This window comes from Streptomyces sp. NPDC057854, from assembly GCF_042797055.1.
Taxonomy (GTDB): Bacteria; Actinomycetota; Actinomycetes; order Streptomycetales; family Streptomycetaceae; genus Streptomyces.
The window spans coordinates 186,173-204,632 of record NZ_JBHVMF010000004.1 but is presented as its reverse complement, the minus strand read 5'-3'; the positions used below and the strand labels follow the sequence as shown (position 1 = coordinate 204,632).

Annotated in this window: 23 protein-coding genes and 1 riboswitch; of the genes, 12 read left to right on the top strand and 11 right to left on the bottom strand. The window is 73.5% G+C overall.

The window, feature by feature from the left end; genetic code table 11:
- Position 1: 1 nt before the first annotated feature.
- Positions 2–448, bottom strand: coding sequence for a cytidine deaminase (locus ACFVQZ_RS08910; RefSeq protein WP_383620683.1), 447 nt, complete (start codon positions 446–448; stop codon positions 2–4).
- A 63-nt stretch (positions 449–511) separates the two neighbouring features.
- Complete coding sequence (locus ACFVQZ_RS08905) at positions 512–799, bottom strand: hypothetical protein (protein ID WP_030492302.1); 288 nt, start codon at positions 797–799, stop codon at positions 512–514.
- 132 nt (positions 800–931) lie between these two features.
- Between ACFVQZ_RS08905 and ACFVQZ_RS08900 the strand changes: the two genes are divergently transcribed.
- Complete coding sequence (locus tag ACFVQZ_RS08900; RefSeq protein WP_030492301.1) at positions 932–1,921, top strand: hypothetical protein; 990 nt, start codon at positions 932–934, stop codon at positions 1,919–1,921.
- Positions 1,914–2,339 (top strand): hypothetical protein, encoded by a 426-nt coding sequence (locus ACFVQZ_RS08895; RefSeq protein WP_030492300.1) that lies wholly within the window; start codon positions 1,914–1,916, stop codon positions 2,337–2,339. The genes ACFVQZ_RS08900 and ACFVQZ_RS08895 overlap by 8 nt, the downstream gene beginning before the upstream one ends.
- A gap of 167 nt (positions 2,340–2,506) precedes the next feature.
- Here the strand turns inward: ACFVQZ_RS08895 and ACFVQZ_RS08890 are convergent, their stop codons facing one another.
- The 3 genes from ACFVQZ_RS08890 to ACFVQZ_RS08880 all read right to left on the bottom strand — a co-directional run bounded on the left by ACFVQZ_RS08890 (position 2,507) and on the right by ACFVQZ_RS08880 (position 4,444).
- Positions 2,507–2,983: a C40 family peptidase gene (locus tag ACFVQZ_RS08890; RefSeq protein ID WP_383620680.1), complete on the bottom strand. Its 477-nt coding sequence runs from the start codon at positions 2,981–2,983 to the stop codon at positions 2,507–2,509.
- 3 nt (positions 2,984–2,986) lie between these two features.
- Positions 2,987–3,168: riboswitch (cyclic di-AMP (ydaO/yuaA leader) on the bottom strand.
- A gap of 339 nt (positions 3,169–3,507) precedes the next feature.
- Entirely contained in the window at positions 3,508–3,813 is a 306-nt protein-coding gene (locus ACFVQZ_RS08885; protein ID WP_030492298.1) for a hypothetical protein, read from the bottom strand.
- A 7-nt stretch (positions 3,814–3,820) separates the two neighbouring features.
- Complete coding sequence (locus ACFVQZ_RS08880; RefSeq protein ID WP_383620678.1) at positions 3,821–4,444, bottom strand: ATP-dependent Clp protease proteolytic subunit; 624 nt, start codon at positions 4,442–4,444, stop codon at positions 3,821–3,823.
- A 58-nt stretch (positions 4,445–4,502) separates the two neighbouring features.
- Between ACFVQZ_RS08880 and ACFVQZ_RS08875 the strand changes: the two genes are divergently transcribed.
- On the top strand, positions 4,503–4,802 hold the full coding sequence (locus ACFVQZ_RS08875; RefSeq protein ID WP_030492296.1) for a type II toxin-antitoxin system Phd/YefM family antitoxin: 300 nt from the start codon (positions 4,503–4,505) through the stop codon (positions 4,800–4,802).
- 98 nt (positions 4,803–4,900) lie between these two features.
- On the opposite strand, the gene ACFVQZ_RS08870 is transcribed toward ACFVQZ_RS08875, so the two are convergent.
- The gene (locus tag ACFVQZ_RS08870) at positions 4,901–5,896 is read right to left on the bottom strand and encodes an ABC transporter permease (RefSeq protein WP_383620677.1); all 996 of its coding nucleotides are present in this window, start codon (positions 5,894–5,896) and stop codon (positions 4,901–4,903) included.
- Between the two features lie 140 nt (positions 5,897–6,036).
- On the opposite strand from ACFVQZ_RS08870, the gene ACFVQZ_RS08865 reads away from it, so the two are divergent.
- From ACFVQZ_RS08865 to ACFVQZ_RS08830, 8 genes are all read left to right on the top strand, one after another.
- Positions 6,037–6,669 (top strand): TetR/AcrR family transcriptional regulator, encoded by a 633-nt coding sequence (locus ACFVQZ_RS08865; RefSeq protein WP_383620675.1) that lies wholly within the window; start codon positions 6,037–6,039, stop codon positions 6,667–6,669.
- Between the two features lie 163 nt (positions 6,670–6,832).
- Positions 6,833–7,135: an urease subunit gamma gene (locus ACFVQZ_RS08860; protein WP_030492293.1), complete on the top strand. Its 303-nt coding sequence runs from the start codon at positions 6,833–6,835 to the stop codon at positions 7,133–7,135.
- A gap of 15 nt (positions 7,136–7,150) precedes the next feature.
- Positions 7,151–7,519: an urease subunit beta gene (locus ACFVQZ_RS08855; protein WP_051787325.1), complete on the top strand. Its 369-nt coding sequence runs from the start codon at positions 7,151–7,153 to the stop codon at positions 7,517–7,519.
- On the top strand, positions 7,512–9,233 hold the full coding sequence (locus tag ACFVQZ_RS08850) for an urease subunit alpha (protein ID WP_383620673.1): 1,722 nt from the start codon (positions 7,512–7,514) through the stop codon (positions 9,231–9,233). The genes ACFVQZ_RS08855 and ACFVQZ_RS08850 overlap by 8 nt, the downstream gene beginning before the upstream one ends.
- Positions 9,233–9,913, top strand: a complete 681-nt coding sequence (locus ACFVQZ_RS08845) for an urease accessory protein UreF (protein WP_383620671.1) — start codon at positions 9,233–9,235, stop codon at positions 9,911–9,913. Before ACFVQZ_RS08850 ends, ACFVQZ_RS08845 begins: the two co-directional genes overlap by 1 nt.
- Before the next feature lie 14 nt (positions 9,914–9,927).
- A complete protein-coding gene (gene ureG, locus ACFVQZ_RS08840) occupies positions 9,928–10,623 on the top strand; it encodes an urease accessory protein UreG (protein WP_030492289.1) in 696 nt (231 codons plus the stop codon).
- Positions 10,620–11,366 carry an urease accessory protein UreD gene (locus ACFVQZ_RS08835; RefSeq protein ID WP_383620670.1) on the top strand — a complete coding sequence of 249 codons (747 nt, stop codon included), beginning with the start codon at positions 10,620–10,622 and terminating at the stop codon, positions 11,364–11,366. The genes ureG and ACFVQZ_RS08835 overlap by 4 nt, the downstream gene beginning before the upstream one ends.
- A 139-nt stretch (positions 11,367–11,505) precedes the next feature.
- Positions 11,506–13,092 (top strand): alpha/beta hydrolase, encoded by a 1,587-nt coding sequence (locus ACFVQZ_RS08830; RefSeq protein WP_030492287.1) that lies wholly within the window; start codon positions 11,506–11,508, stop codon positions 13,090–13,092.
- 87 nt (positions 13,093–13,179) lie between these two features.
- Here ACFVQZ_RS08830 and ACFVQZ_RS08825 read toward each other — a convergent pair whose 3' ends face one another.
- The gene (locus ACFVQZ_RS08825) at positions 13,180–13,860 is read right to left on the bottom strand and encodes a lysophospholipid acyltransferase family protein (RefSeq protein ID WP_383620668.1); all 681 of its coding nucleotides are present in this window, start codon (positions 13,858–13,860) and stop codon (positions 13,180–13,182) included.
- Positions 13,861–13,954: 94 nt separating this feature from the next.
- On the opposite strand from ACFVQZ_RS08825, the gene ACFVQZ_RS08820 reads away from it, so the two are divergent.
- Complete coding sequence (locus tag ACFVQZ_RS08820; protein WP_383620666.1) at positions 13,955–14,950, top strand: DUF3048 domain-containing protein; 996 nt, start codon at positions 13,955–13,957, stop codon at positions 14,948–14,950.
- 37 nt (positions 14,951–14,987) lie between these two features.
- Here the strand turns inward: ACFVQZ_RS08820 and ACFVQZ_RS08815 are convergent, their stop codons facing one another.
- From ACFVQZ_RS08815 to ACFVQZ_RS08800, 4 genes are all read right to left on the bottom strand, one after another.
- Positions 14,988–15,212, bottom strand: a complete 225-nt coding sequence (locus ACFVQZ_RS08815; RefSeq protein WP_383620804.1) for a hypothetical protein — start codon at positions 15,210–15,212, stop codon at positions 14,988–14,990.
- A gap of 224 nt (positions 15,213–15,436) precedes the next feature.
- The gene (locus ACFVQZ_RS08810; protein WP_030492283.1) at positions 15,437–16,384 is read right to left on the bottom strand and encodes a cytochrome c oxidase assembly protein; all 948 of its coding nucleotides are present in this window, start codon (positions 16,382–16,384) and stop codon (positions 15,437–15,439) included.
- Positions 16,385–16,501: 117 nt separating this feature from the next.
- On the bottom strand, positions 16,502–17,530 hold the full coding sequence (locus tag ACFVQZ_RS08805) for a 6-phosphofructokinase (RefSeq protein ID WP_030492282.1): 1,029 nt from the start codon (positions 17,528–17,530) through the stop codon (positions 16,502–16,504).
- Positions 17,531–17,718: 188 nt separating this feature from the next.
- Positions 17,719–18,447 (bottom strand): glutamine amidotransferase, encoded by a 729-nt coding sequence (locus ACFVQZ_RS08800; protein WP_030492281.1) that lies wholly within the window; start codon positions 18,445–18,447, stop codon positions 17,719–17,721.
- Positions 18,448–18,460 lie beyond the last annotated feature (13 nt).

Genomic DNA, 18,460 nt, shown 5'->3' with positions numbered 1-18,460 from the left:
CTCAGCCGCCGGCGTGCATGTCCGCCGGCGGCCAGGAACCGCCGGCGAAGTGGCGCGCCCAGTACTGCGGATGCAGCTCGGCGAGCCGGTACGCGACCCAGCGGGTCGGGTCGCGAGGATCGGGCACGCCGACCTCGACGTCCGGCCCCCACAGCGCGAGCCGCTCCTGGCAGACACCGCACGGCGGCAGGATCACGTACCGCCCGTCCTCCGGGTCGCGGAAGACGCAGACGGAGGCGGTGACCCGCCGGTCGAGCGTGTACGCCTGGCAGAACGCGCCGGTCTCCTGGCAGAGCGCGACGCTGCCGTGGATGTTGTCGAGCCCGACGCTGGTGAGGATCCGCCCGTCGTCGAGCCGCACCGCCGCGGCCCCGCCGGCCTCGTCGGCGGACCACCGCCGCTCCGCCTGAGCGACGGCTGCGTCCACCAGAGCTTGATCGAGTGTCATCGCCGCATCCTAGGGACGCGGTGGCGGATGGGGGAGCCGGACCCGTGCTCCGGGCAGGGGCTGTCAGCCGATGCCGCGCGTCACGACGTCGAAGCCGAGGTCGGTCAGCAGCTTGGCGGCGTGGTCCCTGCCGCCGGAGAACTCGTCGCTGCCCAGCGGTTCCAGGCCGGGCAGGTAACCGTGCGCCGCTCCCACGACGGCCTTGGAGTCGTACTCCCTGCCGTCGATCACGAGGACGTAGCTGCGGGCCGGTCCGAAGCGGTACTTCTCCAGGAACGCGTCCCGGCCGTTCAGGTCGTACTCCTCGACCGCCCGCAGGACCGCGGATCGGGTGATGTCGCGCAGAGCCATGCCGCGCAATCTAGTCGAGGCAACTGGACGGCCGCCAGGAGGGGCATCCGGCCGATTCTGCACCGGACTTGATCGTTCGACACTACGATGCGAGCATTCCGCGCTTCCCGTGATCCGATTCGGAGACGTTCCATGGTCCTGCCGCTGGTTCCGCTTGTCCTGATCGGGGTCGGCGCCGTCAGCGGCGCCGGCGGCGTCGCCCTCGGTCTCAAGGGCGGGTTCGACATCAAACGGGCCAACGACCGCATCCGGAAGGCCGGGGCGCGGCACGACGAGGAACGGCTCGCGCTGGAGGCGCACGAGCTGGTCACCAACGAGAGGCTGAGGGCCCTCGGCAGCTGCCAGGAGCACGCCTTCCACGGGGTGGTCGAGCGCATGGCCGCGTTTCTGCGCCGCCACGAGAAGCAGGTGTCGGAGAGCGAGAAGCTTCTGGTGGACGGGCTCGACTCGACGCCCGGACAGGTCACGGTCGACCGGAGCCTCGGGCAGGACGCCGTCGCCTGGATGCGGGGGATCGTGGGGGCGGCGGTGACGGGGGCGGGGATCAACGCCGGTGTGACCAGCGCGGTCACGACGCTCGCCACCGCGAGTACGGGCACCGCCCTCTCCTCGCTGTCCGGGGCGGCGCTGACGAACGCGACGCTGGCCGCGCTCGGCGGCGGCAGCCTCGCGTCGGGCGGCGCCGGCATGGCGGTCGGAGCCGCGGCCCTCAACTTCGTCACCGTCGGGCCCGCGCTCCTGGTGAGCGGTCTCGTCGTCGCCGGACAGGGCGAGAAGGCGATGACCAGAGCACGCGAGAACGAGGCGGCGATCGGTGTCGCCATCGCCGGGATGCAGGCGAAGAAGGCGACGTTCGACGGGATCATCGCCCGGGCCGCGGAACTGGAGAGCGTGCTCGCCCAGCTCGTCGAGCGGGCGACGCGCGCCCTCGACCTGCTGGAGTCCGAGCCGTTCGTCCCGGAGCCCCACGCGGCCCGCTTCCGGCGGGCGCTGTCGCTGGCCGTGGCCGTTCGCGATGTGGCGTCGGCGAAGATCGTCGACGAATCCGGCGAGCCGTACGAGGAGACGGCTCCTTTCCGGATGAGGTATCGAACCCTGCTCAAGGAGGCCGCGGATGTCTGACACGGTGCACACGGGCAAGATCCTGCGCCCGACGGCTCCGGCGATTCCCGCCGCCGACGCGGTCGCCGCCCTGCACGAGATCGTGGCGGCGGCGCGTGAGTACGGCCGGATCCGGCAGGAGGAGCAGACGAAGCGCGCGGCCGTCGCCGCGGCGGAGCACGTCCAGGTCGAGCGGATCCGCGCGGCCGAGGCGAGCCTGCGGCACTACTTCGACCGCGTCTTCGCGGAACGCGCGCGGACCGGAACGGAGATGTTCGTCCGCCTGGACCAGGCCATGGAGTCAGGGGATCCCCAGATGGTGCACGCGGTGGTGCGGGGCATCGTCGACCTCGCGCAGGCGTCGCCGCTCGCCGGCGTCGACGACTTCGGCAGGTTCTGGGCGGAGCTCGGCACGGAGGACAGCCCGGTCGAGCTCTGATGTTTCCGGTGGAGGCATCCGGGCCTTCTCCGTGAGCGAGAGCGGCTGAGGCGGGGAGAGAGATGACGGCCCGGCCGTGGGTGGCCGGGCGCCATCGGGAACCGGCGCCCGCGGTAGGGGTGCGGTGGCGCCGCCGCACCCCGGGGACGGCCGCGGGCGCCGGGGGGTCAGCGGACGCGGCCGTAGGAGACCTTGGAGGTCCAGATCTTGTCGAGCTTCACCCAGGAGCCGGTCTTGGGGGAGTGCCAGATCTTGCCGCTGCCGGCGTAGATCCCGACGTGGTAGACGCGGCCGCCGGAGTGGAAGAAGACCAGGTCGCCCTTCTGCCGGCTGGAGGCGGAGATGTGCCGGGTCTTGTTGTACTGCTGCTGCGCGGTGCGGGGCAGCGACTTGCCCGCCTTCTTGTACGCGTAGAGCGTGAGCCCGGAGCAGTCGAAGCGGGAGGGGCCCGCCGCGCCGTACCGGTACGGTGCGCCCTTCTTGGCCGCGGCGACGCTGAGTGCCTTCGCTGCGTGCGTGGTGGCTGCCTGGGCCTCGGGTGCCGCTCCCGGTGCGAGGAGCGTGCCGCCGACGGCGGCGAGGGTGAGAGCCGAGATGGCTCCCGCCCGGGACAGCAGGGACGGGACATGCATCTGCGCAGTCATGCGCAACCCTTCGTCAGCCGCCTGTGAAGGATGACCTGTCGGGTTCGGGCAGGCGAAGATGCCCGGCCGCGGCTGCGGCTTCACCCCAAGGGACGGCCGCGCCGGAGATCCGGCGCGGCCGACCCGTACTGCTCGGGTCCTCCACTCCTGCCGATCCAATCCTGTCGACCAGGCGTCCGGGACGGCGGCAGGACTCGGCGTCCGCCCGGACCGCCCCGCCTGGGTGGCGGGGGCTTGTCGTCGTCGAGGATCTTGACCCACCGAACGGTCGAAATCCGAGCGGAAACGACGTTATGTGAGGCTCCTCACGACTGATCCATACGGGTGGACAAGAGGGTTTCGTGATCGTCGGAGGTTTCGCCGACGAGCCCCGTACCAGCGCCGGAATGTCCCATTCCGCCAAATGCGTACACCCGTTGTGCAACTTGCCCGCGCCCCCTGCCGCATGCCCGACTACGCCGAACGGGGGAGGATTTCTGCGTCCGGTGTCCGCCGTACGGGGCTCGACACGACACGTCGGAATGTCAACTGGCGGGGGTTCCCGGCACGGTGACCCGCGCCGCGCGCCGCTCCCCGTCCAGCACGCGCAGCGCGCACGCCAAGGTCTCCGCGTGGATCTCGCCCTCGCCCCGCAGGTGCATGAGCGTCAGAGCCTCGCGCAGCGCCGCCACCCGGCCGGGCAGCGCCTGCGCGGCCCGCAGGGCGCCGTAGGTGTGCGAGGTCCTGGACGGATTGATCCTCCCCAGGAGGTCGACGACTTCGAGGTACGCGTCGATGAACTGGCCCTCGGCGCGCGTCAGGGCGGGCAGCGGCGGAAGCTCCGGCACCATCGCGCGCTCACCGCGCCGGCGTGCCGGCGGCGGTCCGGCGGTCGCTGACGATGTGGTCGACCAGGCCGTAGGCGAGCGCGGCCGGCGCGTCGAGGACGGTCGGCCGGTCGGTGTCGGCGGTGATCCGCTCCTCGGTCCGGCCCGTGTACGCGGCGAGCAGCCCCGTCATCACCGCGCGCAGCCGCGCCAGTTCGCGCGCCTGCAGGTCCAGGTCGGAGGGCTGCCCCGCGAACGGCTCGTCCAGCACCGGCTGGCGCAGGGTGACCCGGGCGCCGGGCAGCATCATCCGCTTCCCCGGCGTGCCCGCGGCGAGCAGCACCGCCGCCGTGGAGCCCGCCTGGCCGAGGCAGGTCGTCTCCACGTCGCTCGCCAGGCTGCGCATCGTGTCGTGGATCGCGGTCATCGCCGTGATCGAGCCGCCGGGGGAGTTGAGGTACAGCGCGATGTCCTGGCCCGGGGCGTCCGCGTCCAGGTACAGCAGCTGTGCGATCACGTCGCTCGCGGCGACGTTGTCGACGGCCGTACCGAGGAAGACCACCCGGTTCTCCAGGAGCTTCGCGTACGGGTCGAGGGTGCGGGTGCCGTACGAGGTCCGCTCCGAGAACTCCGGCAGTACGTGGCGTGCGTGCATGGCAGGCGCCTCCTTCTGTCAAAAATGTACAGGACGTACAGACCGTAAGATGAGGAGCATGACCTACGAGATCCCGGTGACGCAAGCGAGGGCGGAGCTCGCCGACCTGATCAACAAGGTGGTGTACGGCGGCGAGCGCGTCGTCGTGACCCGCCACGGGAAGCCGCTCGTCGCCCTGGTCTCCGCCGCTGACCTGGAACGACTCGAGAAGCTGGAGGCCGAGGAGCACGAGGCGGCCGAGGCCCCCGTGATCCGTTCGGTCTCCGGCACGGGCCTCGCGGGCGGGCTCGGTTCCGCCACCGGTGAACAGCGCCGCTTCGGCATCGCCGCCCACCACCGCGAGCCGGGCGCGGGCTGACCCCGCGCGGACGGACCCCGGGCGGCAGGAAGCCGTGTGCCCCCTGCTCGACGAGTCGGACAGGGGGCACACGGCTGTGTGCGTCCGGGGCGCGGTGGTCAGGCCGCCGTCGCCGCGACCGGCGGCGCGGCCGGTACGGGCGCGGGCGCCGTCCGCCGGCCGCCGAGGACCAGCGCGGCCAGGCCCGCCGCCGTCCAGAGGGAGAGGACCAGCAGCGGCCCGCCGGCGGCGGCGCCGTCGAAGTACGCGACGGAGCGGAGCGCCGTACCGCCCGCGCCCGGCGGCAGCCACTGGCCGAGGAGCCCGATCCCGGACGGGAGGAGTTCCGGCGCGCTGGCCACGCCGGAGAACGCGTTGCCCGCGAGGACGGTGAGCACGGCGGCGAGACCGAAGCCGGGCCTCCCGAGCACGGTGGCGAGGCCCGCGAAGGTCGCGCCGATCGCCAGGACGGTCAGGGCGAGGACGCCGGCCTCGGCCCAGACGTTCCCGGTCAGCGCGCCGAGCCAGCCGTGCGCGAGCGCCGCGCCGGTGAGGCCCGCCAGCAGGGACGCGCCGACGAGGGTGGCGGCGGCGCGGGCGCCGCGCAGCCCGAGCAGCACGGCGACCGCGCCCGTGGCGGCGCCCGCGATCGCGAGCGGCAGCAGGCCGGCGCCGAGGACGGCGCCGCGCGGGTCGCCGGGCGGCAGGGCGACGACGTCGGTGACGGGCACGGCGCGGCCCTCCGCCGCGGCGCGGCCGGCGACGGCCTCGCGCAGCAGGCCGGCGACGACCGGGCCGCCGGCGGAGGCGGTGAGCAGTTCCGGGCCGGCGGGGGTGACGACGACCGCGCCGTAGACCTCGCGGTTCTCGACGGCGGCGCGCGCGGCGGCGGCGTCCTCGTACCGGTGGATCTCGAAGGCGCCCTCGCGGCTGCCGAGTTCGCGGGCGACGCCGTCCGCCGCCGCGGCCGGGCCGGCCACGCCGACGGGCAGGTCGCGCGGGGCGACGCGGGCGGCGGGCCAGGCGAACGTCCACAGGAGGAGGGCGGCGAGGGTGGGGACGAGCAGGAGGACCGCGAGCGTCTTGCGCCCCGCGGTGGGGGTGGTGGCGGACATGACGGCCTCGATTCGCGGGTCGGAGAGGCGGGCTTCCGGTACACGATCCCAAAGAGAAGGATCGTTCGTTTTATCCCTGCCCCACTGTCCGCCGGGAGGGCGAAGTTGTCAAGAACGAATATTCGTTTTAGCTTCGGGGCATGGCCCGTGTCTCCCAGGAACACCTCGACGCCCGCCGCCGCCAGATCCTCGCCGGCGCCGCCCGCTGCTTCGCCCGCAACGGCTTCCACGCCACGTCCATGCAGGACGTGCTCGCCGAGGCCGGGCTCTCCGCCGGCGCGGTGTACCGCTACTTCCGGAGCAAGGACGAGCTCATCGCGGCCATTGCCGACGAGACCTTCACCCGTATCCGCGGCGCCTTCACGGAGGCGAGCGACGTCAGCCCGCCGCCGCTGCCCGACGTGCTGATCGCCCGGGTGCTGATGATCGTCCTCGACGGCGGGATCGCCGGGGCGGAGCGGCAGGCGTTCGCGCGGCTGGTCGTCCAGGTGTGGGCCGAGACCTTCCGGGACGAGGCGCTGGCGAAGACCCTCGCCCAGGGCTTCGCCGGGATGCGGGAGATCTGGGCCGGGCTGGTCGACGCGTACCGCGCCAACGGCCTGGTCCCCGACGACGTCTCCTCCGCCTGCCTGGCCCGTACCCTCATTGCCACCGTCCAGGGCTTCATCGCCCAGCAGGCTCTCTTCGGCGACGTCGAGATCGACGTCCTGCGGGAGGGACTGCGCGGCCTCATGGCGATGAACGCCGCCGGGGCCGCGCCCCCGAGCGGATGATCATGGAATCGCAAAGCCGGAGTTAACGAGCCGGAAAAACTTCCGCCCTAACGTGCAATGTCCGGCCGTCCACCGCATCTCCGCAGTTCAACAGAGTGTTGACGGTCGGTAGGGTCCGCAGCTGTCCGGGTGCGGCCCGGTGGACGACTGTGAGGTGGAAGAAGTGCAACTGAGCCCGCACGAGCAGGAACGCCTGCTCATCCATGTGGCCGCCGACGTCGCGGAGAAGCGCCGCGCCCGCGGGGTGAGGCTCAACCACCCCGAGGCCGTCGCCCTCATCACGGCGCACGTCCTGGAGGGCGCCCGGGACGGGCGCACCGTCGCCGAACTCATGGCCTCCGGCCGCAAGGTGCTCTCCCGCGACGACGTCATGGACGGCATCCCCGAGATGATCCACGACGTCCAGGTCGAGGCCACCTTCCCGGACGGCACCAAGCTCGTCACCGTCCACGACCCGATCGTCTGACGGGGGCCGGCACCGATGATCCCCGGAGAGATCCTGTACGCGGACGGGCCGGTGCCCCTCAACGAGGGCCGCCCCGTCACCCGCCTCACCGTCCTGAACGCCGCCGACCGGCCCGTCCAGGTCGGCTCCCACTACCACTTCGCCGAGGTCAACCCCGGTCTCCGCTTCGACCGCGCCGCCGCCCGCGGCCTGCGGCTGCACATCGCCGCCGGGACCGCCGTCCGCTTCGAGCCCGGCATCCCCGTCGAGGTCGCGCTCGTGCCGATCGCCGGCCGCCGGATCGTCCCCGGCCTGCGCGGCGAGACCGCCGGCCCGCTCGACGCCCCCGCGGCCCCCACCACCCCCACAGCCCCCGGCGCGCCGAACGGAGCCCCCCGTGCCTGACCTCCACCGCGCCGTCTACGCCGACCTGTTCGGCCCCACCACCGGCGACCGGATCCGGCTCGCCGACACCGACCTCCTGGTGGAGATCGAGGAGGACCGCGCGGGCGGCCCCGGACGGGCCGGCGACGAAGCCGTCTTCGGCGGCGGCAAGGTCATCCGCGAGTCGATGGGCCAGTCCCGCACCACCCGGGCCGAAGGCGCCCCCGACACCGTGATCACCGGCGCGGTCGTCATCGACCACTGGGGGATCGTCAAGGCGGACATCGGCATCCGCGACGGCCGGATCACCGCCCTCGGCAAGGCCGGCAACCCCGACACCATGGACGGCGTCCACCCCGACCTGGTCATCGGCCCCGAGACCGAGATCATCGTCGGCAACGGCCGGATCGTCACCGCCGGCGCCGTCGACGCCCACGTCCACTTCATCTCGCCGACCGTCGTCGAGCAGGCGCTCGCCACCGGCGTCACCACCCTGGTGGGCGGCGGCACCGGCCCCGCCGAGGGCACCAAGGCCACCACCGTCACCCCCGGCCCCTGGCACACCGCCCGGATGTTCGAAGCCCTCGACACCTTCCCCGTCAACATCGGGCTCCTCGGCAAGGGCACCACCATGTCCCGCGAGGCGATGCACTCCCAGCTGCGCGGCGGCGCCCTCGGCTTCAAGATCCACGAGGACTGGGGCGCCACCCCCGCCGTCATCGACGCCTGCCTGAGCGTCTGCGAGGAGACCGGCGCCCAGCTCGCCATCCACACCGACACCCTCAACGAGGCCGGATTCGTCGGCGACACCCTCGCCGCCATCGCGGGCCGGACCATCCACGCGTACCACACCGAGGGCGCCGGCGGCGGACACGCGCCCGACATCATCACCGTGGTCTCCGAGCCGTACGTGCTGCCCAGCTCCACCAACCCGACCCGGCCGCACACCGTCAACACCGTCGAGGAACACCTCGACATGCTGATGGTCTGCCACCACCTCAACCCGGCCGTCCCCGAGGACCTCGCCTTCGCCGAGTCCCGCATCCGGCCCTCCACGATCGCCGCCGAGGACGTCCTCCACGACCTCGGCGCCATCTCGATCATCTCCTCCGACTCCCAGGCCATGGGCCGGATCGGCGAGGTGGTCCTGCGGACCTGGCAGACCGCCCACGTCATGAAGAAGCGGCGCGGCGCCCTGCCCGGCGACGGCCGCGCCGACAACCACCGGGTGCGCCGCTACGTCGCCAAGTACACGATCAACCCGGCCGTCGCCCAGGGCATGGACCACCTCATCGGCTCCGTCGAACCCGGCAAGCTCGCCGACCTCGTGCTGTGGGAGCCCGCCTTCTTCGGGGTGAAGCCGCTCGCCGTCCTCAAGAGCGGCCAGATCGCCTACGCGCAGATGGGCGACGCCAACGCCTCCATCCCCACCCCGCAACCGGTACTGCCGCGACCCATGTTCGGCGCCCTCGGCCGCGCCGCCGCCACGGGCTCCGTCAACTTCACCGCCCAGGCGGCCATCGAGGACGACCTGCCCCAGCGCCTCGGCCTGGCCAAGGAGTTCACCACGATCCGCTCCACCCGCCGCGTCACCAAGGCCGACATGCGGGAGAACGACGCCCTGCCCCGCGTCGAGGTCGACGCCGACACCTTCACCGTCACCATCGACGGCGAACCGGTCGAACCCGCCCCCGCCGTGGAACTGCCCATGGCCCAGCGCTACTTCCTCTTCTGATGACCGCGACCGCGACCGCGACCCGCACCGCCCTCCTGGTCCTCGCCGACGGGCGCTTCCCGGCCGGCGGGCACGCCCACTCCGGCGGCGCCGAGGCCGCCGTGAAGGCCGGGCGCATCCGCGACGCCGCCGGACTCGAGGCGTTCTGCCGTGGGCGGCTGCACACCGCCGGCCTCACCGCGGCGGGCCTCGCCGCCGCGGCGGCCCTCGGGCACGACCCGTACGAGCTCGACGCCGCCGCCGACGCCCGCACCCCGTCGCCCGCGCTGCGCGCCGCCGCCCGCCGGCTCGGCCGCCAGCTGCTGCGCGCCGCCCGCGCCGCCTGGCCGAGCCCCGAACTCGACGCGCTCGCCGCCGCCTTCCCGCGCGGCGCCCACCAGCCCGTCGTCCTGGGCGTCACGGCCCGGGCGGCGGGACTCGGGCCCGAGGACGCCGCGCACTGCGCCGCGTACGAGACGGTAGGCGGTCCCGCGACCGCGACCGTACGCCTCCTCGGCCTCGACCCCTACCAGGCGACCGGCGTCCTCGCCCGGCTCGCACCCGAGACGGACCAGGTCGCGCGCCGGGCCGTCGCCGCCGCCCGCGAGGGCGTCGACGCGCTGCCCGCCGCCTCCGCGCCGCTCCTCGACATCACCGCCGAGCAGCACGCGGCCTGGCCCGTCCGCCTCTTCGCCTCGTAACACGGGAGTTCCCCATGCACCTCGACCACGGCCACACCCACCACGGCGCCGTCTCCGCCGACGCCCACCGCCCCGACGGCACCCGGCGCGCGCTGCGCGTCGGGCTCGGCGGACCGGTCGGCTCCGGCAAGACCGCCACCGTCGCCGCGCTCTGCCGCCACCTCCGCGACAGCCTCTCGCTCGCCGTCGTCACCAACGACATCTACACCCGCGAGGACGCCGAGTTCCTGCTCCGCGAGGCGGTGCTGCCGCCCGAGCGCATCCAGGCCGTCGAGACCGGCGCCTGCCCGCACACCGCCATCCGCGACGACATCTCCGCCAACCTCGAAGCCGTCGAGGAACTGGAGGACGCCGTCGGCCCGCTCGACCTGATCCTCGTCGAGTCCGGCGGCGACAACCTCACCGCCACCTTCTCCCGCGGCCTCGTCGACGCGCAGATCTTCGTCATCGACGTCGCCGGCGGCGACGACATCCCCCGCAAGGGCGGCCCCGGCGTCACCACCGCGGACCTCCTCGTCGTCAACAAGACCGACCTCGCCCCGCACGTCGGCTCCGACCTCGGCCGGATGGCCCGCGACGCCGCCGCGCAGCGCGGCGACCTGCCCGTCGTCTTCACCTCGCTCCGCTCGGCGGAGGGCGTCGGCCCCGTCGCCGCCTGGCTGCGCGAACGGCTCGCCGCCTGGACGGCCGCGCCCGCCGCCACCGCATGAGCCTGCGCGCCACCGCCCGGATCGCCGCCGAGGCCGACGGCTCCCTGCCGGTCCTGGAGAGCGACGGCCCGCTCGCCCTGCGCCGCACCCGCGCCGCCGCCCCCGGCTGGTCGCGGGTCACGGTCGTCGGCGCGATGAGCGCACCGCTCGGCGGCGACCGGCTCGCCGTCGAGACGGAGGTACGCGACGGAGCCCGGCTGCTGGTCGACTCGGCTGCCGCCACCCTCGCCCTGCCCGGCCGCGCGCCCGGTCCCGCCACGTACGCGCTCCGGCTCCGGGTCGGCGCGGACGCCGCCCTGCGCTGGCTGCCCGAACAGCTCGTCAGCGCCCACGGCTCCGACCTGCGCGTGCGCACCGGCGTCGACCTGGCGCCCACCGCGCGACTGGTCCTGCGCGAGGAGCAGGCCCTCGGCCGGCACGGCGAACCGCCCGGCACGCTGTTCTCCCGCCTCACCGTCCGCCGCGCGGGCCGCCCGCTGCTCGACCAGGAACTCGCGTACGGCCCCGGCGCGCCCGGCGGCTGGGACGGCGGCGCCGTCCTCGCCGGGCACCGGGCCACCGGCCAGCTCCTCGTCGTCGATCCGGCGTACGGCGACGACCCGCCGGCGGCCCGCCCGCTCGGCGAGACCGCGGCGCTCACCCCGCTGGCCGGCCCGGCCGTGCTCGTCACCGCGGTCGCCGCCGACGCGCTCGCCCTGCGCCGGATCCTCGACGCGGCGCTCGGCGAACTCGCCGCCGGGTGAGCCGAGTCCGGGCGCACCGCTCAGCGGATTCCGCTCTCCGGTTATGGGTTCGGCAAAGAAACAGGTGTGCGGACTGTCGGGACGGCCTCCCAGACGAAAGGATCACCCGGACAGACGACCACCTACAGGGGGAGGACCTGTGAGACGACGCACGGCAGCGCTCGGCTCCGCCGGCACGCTCGTCGCCGCCACGCTCGTCGCGGGCGCGCTCGCGGCGCCGGCCGCGAACGCCGAGAGCGGCGAGCGCCACGGACGCGACGCCGAGGCGATCGGCGTCGCCGTCGCCGCGGCCCAGGCGGCCCGCACCGGCATCGACTGGAAGGACTGTCCCGCCGACTGGGGCCTGGAGAAGCCCATCCAGTGCGGCTGGGTCACCGTCCCCGTCGACTACGCCAAGCCGTACGGCAAGAAGATCAAGATCGCCGTCGACCGGATCGCCGCCACCGGCACCCCGGCCGAGCGCCAGGGCGCGCTCCTCTACAACCCCGGCGGCCCCGGCGGCTCCGGCCTCCGCTTCCCGCGCCGGGTCACCACGAACAACAAGATCTGGGCGAACACCGCCAAGGCGTACGACTTCGTCGGCTTCGACCCGCGCGGCGTCGGCAAGTCCGCGCCGATCTCCTGCGTCGACCCGACCGAGTTCGTCAAGGGCCCCAAGCTCGACCCGGTCCCCGACAGCGAGGCCGACAAGCTGGCACAGCGCAAGCTCGCCGCCGAGTACGCGGAGGGCTGCTTCGAGAAGAGCGGCGACATGCTCCCGTACATGACGACGCCGAACACCGCCCGCGACCTCGACGTCGTCCGCGCCGCCCTCGGCGAGAAGAAGCTCAACTTCGTCGGTGTCTCGTACGGCACCTACCTCGGCGCCGTCTACGGCACCCTCTTCCCGACGCACGTCCGCCGCATGGTCCTGGACAGCGTCGTCAACCCGTCGACCCGCTCCATCTGGTACGAGGCCAACCTCGGCCAGGACATCGCCTTCGAGGGCCGGCTCACCGACTGGATGACCTGGGTCGCCCAGAACGACGCCACCTACCACCTCGGCGACACCCTCGCCGAGGTCCGCAAGCAGTGGGACACCCTGCGCGCCGCCGCCAAGAAGGCGCCGCTCGGCGGCAAGGTCGGCCCGGCCGAGCTCATCGGCTTCTTCCAGAGCGCCCCGTACTACGACTCCATGTGGGCCCCGGTGGCCGAGGCGTGGAGCGCGTACGCCGCCGGCGACCCGCAGCCGCTGATCGACAACGCCGCCGCCGACCTCACCGACACCGCCGGCAACATCGCCGCCGAGAACGGCAACGCCGTCTACACGGCCGTCGAGTGCGCGGACGCCCCCTGGCCGACCAGCTGGAAGAAGTGGGACCGGGACAACTCCCGCCTCCACGAGCAGTACCCGTTCATGACCTGGTCCAACGCCTGGATGAACCTGCCCTGCGCCACCTGGAAGGTGCCGAGCCAGCGTCCGGTGCAGGTCAAGACCGGCAAGGGCCTGCCGCCCGTGCTCATCACCCAGGCCGAGCGCGACGCCGCCACCCCGTACGAGGGCGCCCTCGAACTGCACAAGCGGTTCAAGAACTCGCGCCTCGTCACCGAGCGCGACGCCGGCTCCCACGGCATCACCAACCTGGTCAACCCGTGCCTCAACACCAAGGTCGAGGACTACCTGCTGACCGGCCGGCTCGACGCCACGGACCAGACGTGCGCCCCGCACGCCGCTCCGACGCCGTGACCCCGGCGCAGCGATGAACGACGGAGGGGCGGTCGCACCACGACCGCCCCTCCGCCCGTTCCCCCGCACGGAGAAAGAGCGCCCGGCTCAGGAGTCGCCCGCCGCCTTCACCACGGCCGCGTACTCGTCCACGTACTCCTGCCCCGACAGCCGCATGATCGCGTACATGATCTCGTCCGTGACCGCCCGCACCACCGCGCGCTCGTCCGCCGAGCCCGCGAACCGCGAGAAGTCCAGCGGCTCCCCGAACCGCACGGTCACCCGCCGGATCCGGGGCACCACCCGCCCCGGCGGCTGGATCTCGAAGGTGCCGACCATCGCGCACGGCACCACCTTCACCCCCGCCGTCAGCGCCATCACCGCCACCCCGGCCTTGCCCTTGTACAGCCGCCCGTCGTGCGAGCGGGTGCCCTCCGGATAGATCCCCAGCAACTCACCCCTCGCCAGCACCCCCAGCCCCTCCCGGATCGCGGCCTGCCCCGCCTCCTTCCCCGAGCGGTCCACCGGGATCTGCCCGGCCGCCCGGAAGAACGCGGCCGTCAGCCTCCCCTTCAGCCCCGGCCCGGTGAAGTACTCCTGCTTCGCCAGGAAGGTGATCCGCCGGTCCAGCACCGCGGGCATCAGGAAGTGGTCGGAGAAGGACAGGTGGTTGCCCGCGACGATCGCCGCACCCTCCTCGGGAACGTGCTCGATCCCCTCCACCCTCGGCCGGAACAGCAGTTTCAGCAGCGGTCCGAGCAGTACGTACTTCAGCAGCCGGTAGAACACCGGAACCCCCGTTCGTCGTCGTCACGCCCGTTGTAACGCCCCCGCCGCCCGTGGTCCACTGGGAGGAGTGGCCCGATCCCACCGGGAGGCCGACATGCCAGGCGCGCGCGGACCCCGGCGTCCCGGGCGCGGGCTCGCCGCGCTGCTCTGCGCGGTGACCGCGGCCGGCCTCTACGGCTGCTCCGGCGCTGCCTCGCCCGACCCGCCCACGCCGACGCGCCCGTCCGCCACCGCCCCCGCCGGCGTCTCGCCCTTCACCGGCCTGCCCGCCCGCACCGGCCCCGTCCTCGCCGTCAAGATCGACAACCTCGCCGCGGCCCGCCCCCAGACCGGCCTGGGCGCCGCCGACCTCGTCTACGTCGAACAGGTCGAGGGCGGCGTCACCCGCCTGCTCGCCGTCTACTCCTCCCGCCTCCCCGACCGCGTCGGCCCCGTCCGCAGCGCCCGCGAGTCCGACATCTCCCTGCTGCGCCCCTTCGGCCGGCCCGCCCTCGCCTACTCCGGCGCGCAGACCAAGCTGAACCCGCTCCTCGGCGCCGCGCCGCTCGACCTCGTCACCGAGGCGAACGCGCCCGCGGCGTTCCGGCGCTCCCCGGACCGCCCGGCCCCGCACAACCTCTACGTACGCCCCGCGCGCGCCCTCGACGCCGCCCCGGACGCCTCCGACGCGCGGCCCGTCGGGCTCCGCTTCGGCCCCGCGCCCCCCGGCGGCGCCGCGACGACGGCCGAGACCGTCCGCTTCCCGGCCGCCCGCTACACCTTCACCTGGTCCGCCGCCGACCGGACCTGGCGCGTCGCGCTCGACGGCCGCGCCGTGACCGCCACCGACACGGGTCCGCTCGCGCCCGCCACCGTCGTCGTCCAGCGGGTGACCGTCCGCCCCTCCGCGTTCCGCGACGCGACCGGCGCCGTCTCGCCGTACACCGAGACCACCGGCTCCGGCACGGCGACGGTGCTGCGCGACGGCCGGGCGTACGAGGCCCGCTGGTCCCGTCCCGACCCGGCCGGCGGCACCGCCTTCACCACCCCCGGCGGCGCCCCGCTCGCCTTCGCCCCCGGCCAGGTCTGGTTCGTCCTCGCGCCGCGCTGACGCCGGCCCGGCGGACGACCGGGGAGCAGCCCGGCCGTCAGCGCGCCGCCGGCCCCGCGCCGCTCCCGCCGCCCGCCCGCCGCGCGCGTGGCGCGGCCGGCGCGTCCGTGCTGTCCGCCGCGGCCATCCCGATCGTCGCCACGCCCAGCACGATCCAGCCGAACCAGAGCCAGCCACTGCTGCCGAGCGCCACCGTGTACGCGGTGATCAGCACCAGCGCGGCGCACGTGACGATCGTCATCGCCTTCGTGGAACCGGACATCCGCCCGCCCTCCTCCCGACAGCGGCCCGTGGCCGGGGAAGTCTCCCTGCCATCGTGACGCCAGACGGGGGGCGCGCGCTACTCCCCGGACACACCGGCGTGCGCCGGACGCCCCTCGGAGCCCTCCCGGACGCCACGGGGCCCCCGGGACACGATCGGTCCCGGGGGCCCCGGCGGAACTCACGAAACAGGCGACGGCTCAGCGGCGCGCCTGCGGCGAAGGCTCAGCGGCGCGCCTGCAGCGACGCCAGGTACGCGTTGTACTCCGCCAGCTCCTTGTCGCCGTCCCGGTCGGCCTGCCGGTCCTTGCGGACCGCCTGCCGCTGCTCGGAGTGGTACCACTGGTAGACCAGCGCGATCAGCACCAGCACCGACGGGATCTCGCTGAACGCCCAGGCGATGCCGCCCGCCGCGTTCTGGTCGGCGAGCGCGTCGATGCCGAGCGAGGCGGGCGGGTTCGCGTACGCCTTCACCATCGGCTGGCTCGCCATCATCATCGCGATGCCGAAGAAGGCGTGGAACGGCATGCCGGCGAACAGCTCCAGCATCCGCATCACGTACCCGGGGCGGTGCGGGCCGGGGTCGACGCCCATGATCGGCCAGAAGAAGACCAGGCCCACCGCCAGGAAGTGGACCATCATCCCGATGTGCCCGGCCGTCGACCCCATCAGGGTGTCGAAGAGCGGGGTGAAGTAGAGGCCGTAGAGGCTGGCGATGAACATGCTGATGGTGAACACGGGGTGCGTGATGACCCGCATGTACCGGCTGTGCAGCAGCTTCAGCAGCAGCTCTCGCGGACCGAGCGAGCCGCGTCCGGCGACCGGCAGCGCGCGCAGCGCCAGCGTCACCGGCGCGCCGAGCAGCAGCAGGATCGGCGAGACCATGGAGATCATCATGTGCTGCACCATGTGCACGCTGAACATGACCATGCCGTAGTCGTTCAGCTTGGTGCACATCACCAGGGCGATGCTCAGCACGCCCGCCGTGAACAGCACGGTCCGGCCGACCGGCCAGGCGTCACCGCGCCTGCGGAGCCGGGCGACGCCCCACCCGTACAGACCGAGCGCCGCGAGGCAGCCGATCAGGAAGAAGAGGTCAGGAGAGAACTCCAGGCCCCGCCCCAGCGTGAACGGCGGCAGGTCCGTGGTCATGCCGTGCCCGCTGTGATCCATCGCTTACTCCTGGAGCCCATTGCGCGCCGAGCCCGTTTCGCGCTTGTTGTCCGCACCAGACTAGAACCGCCCCCGGCCGCGCTCGCGACCGGGGGCGGGTGTGCGGCGGGGGGCCGCTCAGAGCACGCACTCGGCCTCGGTGTAGCGGTCCTCGGGGACCGTCTTCAGCGTCTGCACGGCGTCGGCCAGCGGCACCATCACGATGTCGGTGCCGCGCAGCGAGGTCAGCATGCCGAACTCGCCGCGGTGCGCGGCCTCGACCGCGTGCCAGCCGAAGCGGGTGGCGAGGACGCGGTCGTACGCGGTGGGGGTGCCGCCGCGCTGGACGTGGCCGAGGATGACCGGGCGGGCCTCCTTGCCGAGGCGGCGCTCCAGCTCGACGGAGAGCTGGTTGGCGACGCCGGTGAAGCGCTCGTGGCCGTAGATGTCGGTGCCGGCGGTCTTGAAGTCCATGGAGGAGCCCTCGCGCGGCTTGGCGCCCTCGGCGACGACGACGATCGCGAACCGCTTGCCGTCCTCGAAGCGGGCGCCGACCCGGGCGGTCAGCTCGTCGATGTCGAAGGGGCGCTCCGGGACGACGACGGCGTGGGCGCCGGCGGCCATGCCCGAGTGGAGGGCTATCCAGCCGGTGTGACGGCCCATGACCTCGACGACGAGGACGCGCTGGTGGGACTCGGCGGTGGTCTTCAGCCGGTCGAGGGCCTCGGTGGCGACGGTGACGGCGGTGTCGAAGCCGAAGGTGACGTCGGTCGACGCGATGTCGTTGTCGATGGTCTTCGGGACGCCGACGATGGGCAGGCCCGCCTCGGAGAGGAGGTGGGCGGCCTTGAGGGTGCCCTCGCCGCCGATCGGGATGATCGCGTCGAGGCCGAGGTCGGCGACGTGGCCGCGGGCCCGCTCCACGCCGTCGACGAGGTGCGCGGGCTGGACGCGGGAGGAGCCGAGGATGGTGCCGCCGCGGGCGAGGATGCCGCCGACGGCGTCGAGGTCGAGCTTGCGGTAGTCGCCCTCCAGGAGGCCCTTCCACCCGTCGAGGAAGCCGATGACCTCGTCACCGTGGTCGACGACGGCCCGGTGCACGACGGAGCGGATGACGGCGTTCAGACCGGGGCAGTCTCCGCCGGAGGTGAGCACACCAATGCGCATAGCCCAAAAACCTTTGCAACGTGGGCCGACTCCCGGACCACGTCGTCCGGCTGGATCCCCGCCACCCTATCGTTGCCGGGTGGCGGGGCCGAACCGGATGTCCGCAGATTGGACACCGTATTTACTTACGAATCCAATGTGCGCTAGGCCGCTCAGAAGTGCAGGTCCGAGGGCCTTCTGGCGTCCCGTCAGGCGGGCTGCGTGGCGGCGGCGATGCGCTCGGCGCGCAGCGCCTCGTACCACCGGTCGTCGGTCGGCGGCAGCGCGTTGACGTCGAGGGCCAGCTTCAGCAGCAGGTCCGCGATCTGCGGGTTGCGGGCCATCACGGGACCGTGCATGTAGGTGCCGAAGACGGTGTCGTTGTACGCGCCCTCGGTGCCGTCGCCGGTGCCGTTGCCGTTGCCGAAGACGGTCCGCGCGAAGGGGCGGGCCGTCGGGCCGAGGTGGGTGATGCCCTGGTGGTTCTCGAAGCCGGTCAGCTGAGGGAGGCCCAGCTGCGGGTCGATGTCGGCGAGCACGTCGCCGACGCAGCGGGCGCCCTCGCCGCGGACCGTGGTCACGTCGAGCAGGCCGAGGCCGGGCTCGCGCGCCCCGAGGTCGTTGATGAACTCGTGGCCCAGGATCTGGTAGCCGGCGCAGACCGAGAAGATGATCGCGCCGTTGGAGGCGGCCCGGGAGAGGCCGCCGTCCCGGCGCAGCCGCTCGGCCGCGAGCCGCTGCGGCCGGTCCTCGCCGCCGCCGATCAGGTAGATGTCGCCCGAGGTCGGGACCGGCTGGTCGCTGCGGACGTCGACGCGCTCGACGTGCAGGCCGCGCTGGCGGGCGCGGCGCTCGACGACGAGGACGTTGCCCTGGTCGCCGTAGGTGCTGAGCAGGTCGGGGTAGACCCAGACCACACGCAGGCTGCTGTCACTCATGCTGCCACTCCTT